General features: G+C 49.7%; 6 protein-coding genes. All 6 read left to right on the forward strand.

Annotated features, from left to right (window positions below; all coding sequences use genetic code 11):
* The coding region (locus HMPREF9429_RS09205) for a hypothetical protein (RefSeq protein ID WP_006940894.1) at window positions 1–2,955 on the forward strand (2,955 nt) is incomplete at its 5' end.
* A 3-nt stretch (window positions 2,956–2,958) separates the two neighbouring features.
* The gene (locus tag HMPREF9429_RS00805) at window positions 2,959–3,324 is read left to right on the forward strand and encodes a hypothetical protein (protein ID WP_006940895.1); all 366 of its coding nucleotides are present in this window, start codon (window positions 2,959–2,961) and stop codon (window positions 3,322–3,324) included.
* 3 nt (window positions 3,325–3,327) lie between these two features.
* The gene (locus HMPREF9429_RS00810) at window positions 3,328–3,921 is read left to right on the forward strand and encodes a DUF1833 family protein (protein WP_006940896.1); all 594 of its coding nucleotides are present in this window, start codon (window positions 3,328–3,330) and stop codon (window positions 3,919–3,921) included.
* Window positions 3,914–4,312 carry a C40 family peptidase gene (locus tag HMPREF9429_RS00815; RefSeq protein ID WP_006940897.1) on the forward strand — a complete coding sequence of 133 codons (399 nt, stop codon included), beginning with the start codon at window positions 3,914–3,916 and terminating at the stop codon, window positions 4,310–4,312. The genes HMPREF9429_RS00810 and HMPREF9429_RS00815 overlap by 8 nt, the downstream gene beginning before the upstream one ends.
* Complete coding sequence (gene gpJ, locus HMPREF9429_RS08805; protein ID WP_006940898.1) at window positions 4,305–8,366, forward strand: TipJ family phage tail tip protein; 4,062 nt, start codon at window positions 4,305–4,307, stop codon at window positions 8,364–8,366. Before HMPREF9429_RS00815 ends, gpJ begins: the two co-directional genes overlap by 8 nt.
* Window positions 8,357–8,824, forward strand: a 468-nt coding sequence (locus HMPREF9429_RS00825; RefSeq protein ID WP_006940899.1) for a hypothetical protein, incomplete at its 3' end; no start/stop codon positions are given. The genes gpJ and HMPREF9429_RS00825, both read left to right, overlap by 10 nt.

The raw sequence follows: 8,824 nt of genomic DNA on the forward strand, positions 1-8,824 counted from the left end.
GCTGCGTATGAGGCGTTAAAGCTGGCTAAAAAAGCGGCGAGCGCGGTTAGTAGGGTCGTGGATACCGTGCGAAGTTCTACGGTAGACCAAGCTAACGAAGCGCAGCAACAGGCGCTGTCGAAAGCCCAGGAACGGCGCATTAATAAGGCCATCGCCGATAGCGATAGAATGTATGCACAAATGCGCCGTGAAGCGATTAAGACGGCCAATCAGCAGAACCTGTCGGCAGAAGAAACGCAGGCGTATATGGCGGAAAAGTTTACACAAATAGGCCTGGAGTCGGCGCAAGCTGCCGAACGAATTCGTGTTGAAATGACCAGAGCCTTTGCGGCGGTAAACGTGGAGGCCGAAAAAAGCGCAGCTGTTGTTTCAGAGGCTGTCAAAGCGTCTGCCTATACCACGGAAACGACGACAGCGACAAAGGTTGAAGCCAATAATGCGGTCATTGCAAGTAACGCCAAAGTGGCTGAGTCGGAAGTAGCTATCGGAGCGGCGGCTCGCGAGGCCGCGGCTGTTAAAGAACTGGCGGCATCGGCAGAAGTAACAGCCAATGAACGGGTTATGGTAAGTAACGCCGCCGTGGGAGAGTCAGCCATGGCAGCGGGGGCGGCCTCTGTGCGAGCCAGTGAGGCGGTCACGGCGGCCACGGCGACGACAACCCAAGCAACGACCGCTTTAGGGGGAGCTCATGAAAAAGCAGGTGTGGCGAGTGTCTTGTCGTCGCAAAAAAGCGTATCTGGACTTGCGCGTTTGCCTGGTGCAATCGGTAAGGTAACGAGTGTTCTATTCGATCTAGCCGGTGGCTGGATGGGAGTAGCGGCCGCCGCCCTTTACGCTGCCTATTGTGCGTATAAGTATTTTAATGCCAAGTATGAGGCGGCGCAGAAGAATACATGGACCGGTGACGACGGGTATACTTACACCGCTCACGATGGCCGTATTTGGCGTCAAATACAAGAAGATAACAACTCTATATCAGCCGATCCGACAGGACAAGGTTCAAGAGCTAATGGCGGAGTTTCTGAAGAAGCGGTGCAGGAAGGAACAGAGGCCTATGCTAGAGAATACTCTAACTGGTATAACGCAGGAGGCGGTAAAGATTTTGCCGATGCCGAAGCCCAAAGACAGGCGGCAGAAGCAGCGGTCAATAATGTACAGATACCGTCCTATGACTTCTCGCCTGACACAGGTGTTAGCGGCGGTACCCACGTCGAAAACGAGCAGACGTACGATGTCAGAGGCGGTGCGATATATAACGCAGGGCGCTGGAGCGGCCTTAATTACGGTACCGGCGAAAACGAGGTTGTGTGCACGACGTACGTTGAAAACGTTTGGTCCGATGCCGGGGTCTCGAATGCCTGGAACCTTGGGCCGTGGGCTCCCGACTGGGCCGAAAATGCAGGAAGCGCGTTTCATCCGACGGACGCTTACGGAAACGGTTATGAGGCTCATGCGGGTGATGCCGTTATTACCAACAACGGTGGCCATGTTATTATGCTGGATGCCAATGCCTCCGGCTATTATGCGGCAGCCGGTAGCGGCCGAGTATCTCAGCATTACGACCAAGACTACCGTGAAGCGTTCGGCGGCAATATCGTCGGTGTTATCTCACTTACAGAGTTTGCCGGTGTTACCGAGTCGGGTAAAGCTCTATCCATATCGGATGTTCGTAAGCAAGCCGAGCAACGGGCTAAAGACATTGCTAATGCTCGCAAGGATCTAAAGGGTCTTGAAAATGACCTCGATAAAGCCCTCTTAAACGACACCGGTACGGAGTTTGAAAAGAGTATCGCCAATATGAATAGCCAGGCGAAAAAATATGAAGACCAAATTCGTAAGATAAAAAATGTATCGAAAGATATTGATACGACTCATGCCGAAGACCTTTTAAAACAGTGGAAAATTGAAGAAGCCGCTAAGGCCATGGAAGCTCTTACACAGCGGCGGGTAGCGGTTAAAACAGACCTGGCTAAAATAAACGCGGATCTTAAGGGCGATTACGTATCGGTTGCGCAAGCTGAGTTTGAAGCGACGGTACAAAGTTTGGATAAGCTGCGTAAAGCTAAACTTAAAGAAATCCAAGCCACGAAAGACGACTATGAAGCGCTTAAAGAAGCCAACGAATGGTACACAGCAGCGTATTTACAGGCGGTACAAAAACGTGAAGACGCCGAGCGTGAAGCCTATGAGAAGTCTGTGCAGTGGTCGATCCAACGCGGCGATACCCAAGGGCTGATGAATGCACTTCAATCGAAAGGGGCTAACGATGAGAAGGCCTGGAATGATAAAGAGCAAGCCCTTCAAACGTACTATGAATTTTGGCAAAAAGCGCACATGTCTACGGCTGAGATGATCACAGCCGGCTCGGGTCAAATCGCATCGGGAATTCAAGGCGTTTTCGAGGCCCTGGCAAACGGGTCGGAAAGTGCGAAGGACTCACTGCGAAGCCTGGGAAAAGTCTTTCAAAAGACGATTACGCAAATGGTCGCTCAGATGGCGGCTAATAAAATTGCGACGCTTCTTTTTGGCAGCTGGCTGGGTGAAGGAAAGTCCTCAAGCGGGTTTAGCTTTAACGGGAACCTTTTGGACGCGGCCTCGTTTAGACCGTACATCCCGAGGCTTGGCGTCCCTAGACCTTTTGCTACAGGGGGCCTTGTTACGGCGCCTACCATGGGGCTTATCGGCGAAGCCGGAAACGACGAAGCCGTATTTCCCTTAACGGATGAAGTGTACTCGCGAGTAGCCAAAGGGATTGTGCAAAACCAAGGGCCAAACGGCGGGACCGTTGCGGCACCCGTTATTAATATTATTAATAACAGTCAATCGAAGGTAAACGTTCAGTCGAGTAACTACGACAACCAGATGAAGCGCTATATCATTAATGTGGTCGTAGATGCCGCTGAGACTGATGAAGGCGGGATGGCTCGAGCCATTCGTAACATTTCGAAAGGATAAATCATGAAGACATTTCCGATAACTCAAATTCCTCATCCCGTCGTATCGCGGGCTACCAACGCCGGTGATACGTACGTGGAAAAAATAACCGACAGTACGGTCGAGTCTAAGACAGACGCGGGGTATCGCCTTACCAGACCTCGAAACACCCGCACGCCGAGGACCTTTTTGTATGCTTGGACGTGTTTGTCAGAGGCTCAAAAGAATACCCTTCGAGACTTCTGGAAGGCTGTTCGAAAGTCCGACATATTCGAATTTAAGGATTACGATACGGGCGATACCTGCCTCGTACGCTTTACGAGTGATTGGGAGTGCCACTACTCACATCCTGAAGGGTATTACCTATCCTTGTCCTTTGAGGAGGTATAACTTATGAAAATATGGGAAACGGCGGCGATATTGGAGAAGAATAAGCTATCCTCCGATGCGCCGTTTTTACTACTCGTAAAACTTCATCACAAAGAGTTGCCGGAAGATGTATATTTGGCAAGAAATACGGAAGATGTAACGTGGAATGGACGGACGTGGACACGCTTTGCATTTAATGTTACCAACGTGAATACAGACGGAACGACGCTACCTACGGTGAATCTTACGGTGTCTAATTGCGGCGGCATTATCCAGTCGTACCTGCAACGGTATGGGGGCATGACGGATGCCGCCGTTACATTATATGTCGTTCATACAAAGCTGTTAGATAATCCCGAACCGCTCGATCAGTTAGACTTTACCAACCTTTCGACGTCGTATGATGAAGCCTGGGTTACCTTTAAATTGGGAAGTAGCCCTGAGTTATACAATAAATTTCCTCTTGATACGTATATGGTCGATTTTTGCCCCTTTGTCTTTAAATCCGTCCGGTGCGGCTACACGGGAACGGATAGGCCGTGTAACAACACGATTAAAGAATGCCGGATTAAAGAACGGTTCGGCGGCGAGCAGGGGATGACGGGAAACTATGGTTAATATCAACGATCTGGTCGGAGTAGCCTACGTAAACGGGGGTAGAAGCGTTACCCAAGGGCTCGACTGCTGGGGTCTTGTTCGAGAGTATTATAGGCGGGACGGGCTCACCCTTCCCAAGTTTCCCATCAATGCGACCCATACGGATGAAATTATGGACGAGATTGAAAAGAACCAAGTAAACTGGGAAAAATTAGAAGAGCCTAAAATCGGCTGCTTGGTGCTACTGCGGCTTATCGGCAATCCCTTACCGAGTCACTGCGGGGTATATCTGGGCTACGGTGAATTTATTCATGCCATAGCCCCTTATGTACAGATTGACCGATTATCTCGATGGGGCCCGAGAGTGGTTGGGTACTATAAGCCCAAAGAAGGAGTATATCCTCATGTTTGAAATTATCATTGTAAATAATATATTCACAGGAAAGCAAGAGCGGCAGCGGTATGAGTACAAAGGCAAGCGGCTCATCGATATCGTCGATATTAAAGGACTACTGGTCTTTGTAAACGGCTCGCTCGTAGACATCCCTTATAGCTATATTCCTCAAGACGGAGACCAAATTGTTTTGACGGCTGAGCTTGAAGGAGGTAATAAGGGGGCCCTCGGCTGGATACTGCAGATAGGGCTTATGGCTGCAGCCCCTTTGGTAGGTGGCTGGCTGGGTATTACGGCTAAATTCGGGCAGGGCTTGGTTGCCGGGGTTTTTACCATCCTTGGCGGTAAGCTGATTAACAGTCTTCTTCATATTAACCAGGCGCATCCTCAAGAACAAGAATCCTCTCCGACATACGGGTGGGATCTTCCGCAAGTGCAAACCCATGAGGGAAATCTTATCGGCGAGACGTACGGAACGGCGATGCCGGCCGGGCAGCTTTTAATGTATCACGTCGAGACGGAGTCTGAAACGTATAAGGTAAAACACGACGGGAATCTCGAAAATACCCATAAGTACAGCGGTGAAAAAGACGTACAGTACCTGAACGTTCTTTTTAGCGGAGGCTACGGGCCGGTGGATTCTATTGAAGACATCCGTATCGGGTACACTCCGATAGATAACTTTGAGTCCGTACAAATTGAAAAGAGACCGGGTACGAATGACCAAGAGCCGATTTCGTTTTTCCCTAATACCGTTGCGGATCAGTCTATTGATATAGATTGTAAAGAAGGAACGTCTGTTATACGAAGTACCGATACGGATTTATGTAACGCCGTTGAAGTTACACTGACCTGGCCCGGAGGATTGTACTCGGTTAAAGACGACGGAAACTTTTCAAACTACACGGCCCGGTTTACCATCGGGATTCGAAAGACGGGTACAACTGATGCCTGGATAGAGCAGACCTGCTCCGTCACAGCCGGAACGAACTCAGCCGTGCGAAGAAGCTATAAATTTGAAGGCTTGGAAGCGTCTCGTTACGACGTTCGGGTGCTTCCGACGGATGCCCCGACGACGTCACGTAAATACGCTCAAATGCACTGGTCCATTCTTTCGACGTATATCAATTCGGGTCGATTTATTCGGCCGAATAAAGTCCTTATCGCCTTGCGTATAAAAGCCACGAACCAATTAAACGGCGGGATTCCGAATCTTAACTGGCGTCAGAAACGGATGCATGTATTGGTTTTTAACCCGAGAACTCGTCAGTATGAAGAAAAGTCGGCGCAAAATCCTATTTGGGCGGCGTACGATATCCTTCATCACTGCCGGCGTCTTAAGAACATAAGTACGGGGCAGTTTGAATACGTAGTAGACGGCTGCCCTACGGAACGCTTTTCAAAGTATTTCGATGAGTGGCAAAAAGCGGCTGATTATGCTGACGAGATGATAGACGACGGTAACGGCGGTACGGAAAAAAGGTTCCAACTCGATGCCTTTTTCGATACCAAGCAAAAACGCTATGAGGCAGCCAATAAAGCCGCCCAAGTCGGTCATGCTACGATTGTGCGTCACGGCGTAGACCTCGGGATTGTAGTCGATATGCCGGGGACGATAAAACAAATCTTCGGAGAAGGTCGTACGATTGCCTCGTCCGTCTCAGGAAGCTTTGCTTCGCGTGAGGAACGAGCTCGTAGTGTACAGATTACCTATAACGACGAGCAGCGGGATTTTAAAAACACGGAGTTCTTCGTGCGATCAGCCCGTTACGCCGAGAACCGAACGCTTCAAGATAATACGGCAAACGTTACGCTCTTTGGCGTATCCCGCCGCTCCCAAGCGCATCGAGAAGCCTTGTATTACCTGGCTACCAATGAACGGCAACTACAAACGATACACCTATCGGCCGATGTGAATGCGTTAGTGTGTGAGTACGGCGATATCATCGGCGTCGCGCATACGGTACCTAGATTGGGCCTTGAAAGCGGACGCGTGGTATCCATCGACGGTAACAAGGTAACCCTTGATAAAAAAGTGACCCTTACGGCCTCGGATGTGCATAGTATCATCGTGCAGCGTTCTAAAGACGATGTCTTGGTTACTCGAGATATACTGCCGGTTACGACGGATACCGTTACCGATACGGTATCCGTATCGCAATCTTTTGGAGAAGGCGAAGAAGTCAGTCAGTATGACTGCTATGCCGTCGGTATTAGAGATAAGGTCGTAAAGCCGTTTCGGGTTGTAAAGCTTGAGCAAGACAAGGATCTTAAGATGACCCTTACGGCGATTGAATACGATGAAAAGATATATGAACCCGTCTACACGCGATACCCGATTATTGACTACAGTAAAGGAAAATCCGCTCTTTTAAAAGCCCCCATAAATCTCACCCTTTCCGAAGAAAACCTTCGGGTTCAAGGTAGCGGGAAAAACAGCATCATCCACTGTACGTGGGAGATGCCTAAAAATTCCCGATACGATGCCTTTCGGGTGTCCTATTCTACGGATAACTATAACTGGGTGGATGCTCCGACCACCGGAGCCCTTTCGCTGGATCTTAAAAATATGGAGCCCGATCACACGTATTACGTACGGGTCCGCGCTATCTTAGACGGTTTCGAGTCGGGGTACGCATCGGCTCATATCGGGGTATCGGGCAATATCTTACCGGCTATACCTGCCAAGGGGCTTACGGCTTATACGAGATATCGCCAGTTAACCGGTCAGGCCATTTATGACGTCATAGTGAACTGGCTGCCGTCCTCGCTTACGGGCCGTGTCTACTATAAGACCTCGTACGCTTCGGCTGAGAATGTTATTGGGACGATGCAGACGCCCTGGGGTGCCTGGGTTTTTGCCGGAGAAGGAGCAGGACAACTGGTTATCCCTCAGCTACTACCGGGAGAGACGATTCGAGTGGCCGTCACCACCGCCAATGAGCTTGGAGAGTATACCGTGCCTGATGCCGTAGAGTATCTCGATATCGTGGTGGCAGAGCAAACTACCAAGCCGCTGGCGCCTGAAAATGTATCCATTGAGTTTACCGACAAGGTAGTCGCTAAGTGGAACGCCGTTACCAATACGACGATCGCCTACTACGAAGTACGGACCAATAACGCACCGGGTGAAGCTGCGGGGCTACTCGTTCAAACGACCGACCTTCAAGCCGCCTTGCCGCTTACGGAGCGCCAGGGCACGATATTGGTCTTAGCCAAAAACACGCAAGGCGAGTATAGCAGTGCGTCTGAGCTTACGTATAAAAAGGAAGCTCCGAAGGCTCCGAAAGCGCCGAACGTGAAGACAGGCATCGGTACACTTACGATTACTGCACAGTCGTTTCCTGTGGGGGTCTCTAAAATGCACGTACGAATCATCGGGCAGCAGCACTCGGCGGCCTTTGATACGACCTCAAGCGTGGTCTCGTACGCCTGTGAGAGCGATATATACGATGTCAGCGTAAGCTTTATTGATGTATTCGGACCGGGGGCTGAATCGGGGGTTACGACCGTTACGGTAACGGCAACCGTAGACCTTTCGACGCTTAATCGTGAAGCCTTAGGCCTCGATGAGATTGATAAGAATATCGCTAAGATTGAAGCCGAAGTAGGCACCGTAAAGTCTGATGTAACCGGGCTACAAACAAAGCTTACTCAGACAGCGGAAGGCCTTCAACAGTCCGTCACGGATTTAAAGACAAACGTACAAACGCAGCTGTCGCAGTTTAGTAACAGCATTGACCTAAGGGTCAGTAACGCCATTAAAGGACTTGACGGTGACGGGCTGATCTCACGGATTAACTTATCGACATCGGGCGTTCGCATCGACGGGAAGCTCTTGCACGTTACAAGCCAAGCCCTTTTTGAGGATGACATCATCACTAACAAGATGCTTAAAGCAGGCTCAGTATCAGCCGATAAGATGCAAGTTGAATCACTCGATACGGTAAGCGCTCGGATTGGAACGCTTCGTACGGCCACCAGCGGCGCTCGAACGGAGATTAAAGACAATCTCATTGAAGTATATGACGATGATAACGAACTGAGAGTGAGGGTAGGTATATGGGATTAAATACAGGTATCGAAATCAGAAACCCGTCTGGGACAACGTTCTTAACGCCCGATAACTCGATATGTCGTATTATTGATAAAATCTGGGTGGTGTTCGGTCAGCAGCCGATTTGTATGAATAACAACTACGCCTTTGAAAATTACCTGGATGACGATGAAGGGCTTGAGCAAGCAAAAAAGACGGCCATGAAGCAGTATATCACTAAGTATAAGAAAACAGGCTATACGGAAAATGATTATGATACGATCCCCGCTTCTGAACGCTGGCAAGTCCGAGAGATGATGAAAGAGCTATTTAAGACTCGAACAGTAGCCTGGAATCAGAATAAAAGAGGACAGCTTATCTTTCATGCGTATTTAGAAGAACATGAAACGCTCTTTTTAACGACCGTCGGGCATAATTTAAGGGCGGCTGCTACCGATACGGTGTGGCTGCCCGGTCCGCCGGGGATTAAAGAG

It is taken from the genome of Megasphaera micronuciformis F0359, assembly GCF_000165735.1.
Taxonomy (GTDB): Bacteria; Bacillota; Negativicutes; order Veillonellales; family Megasphaeraceae; genus Megasphaera; species Megasphaera micronuciformis.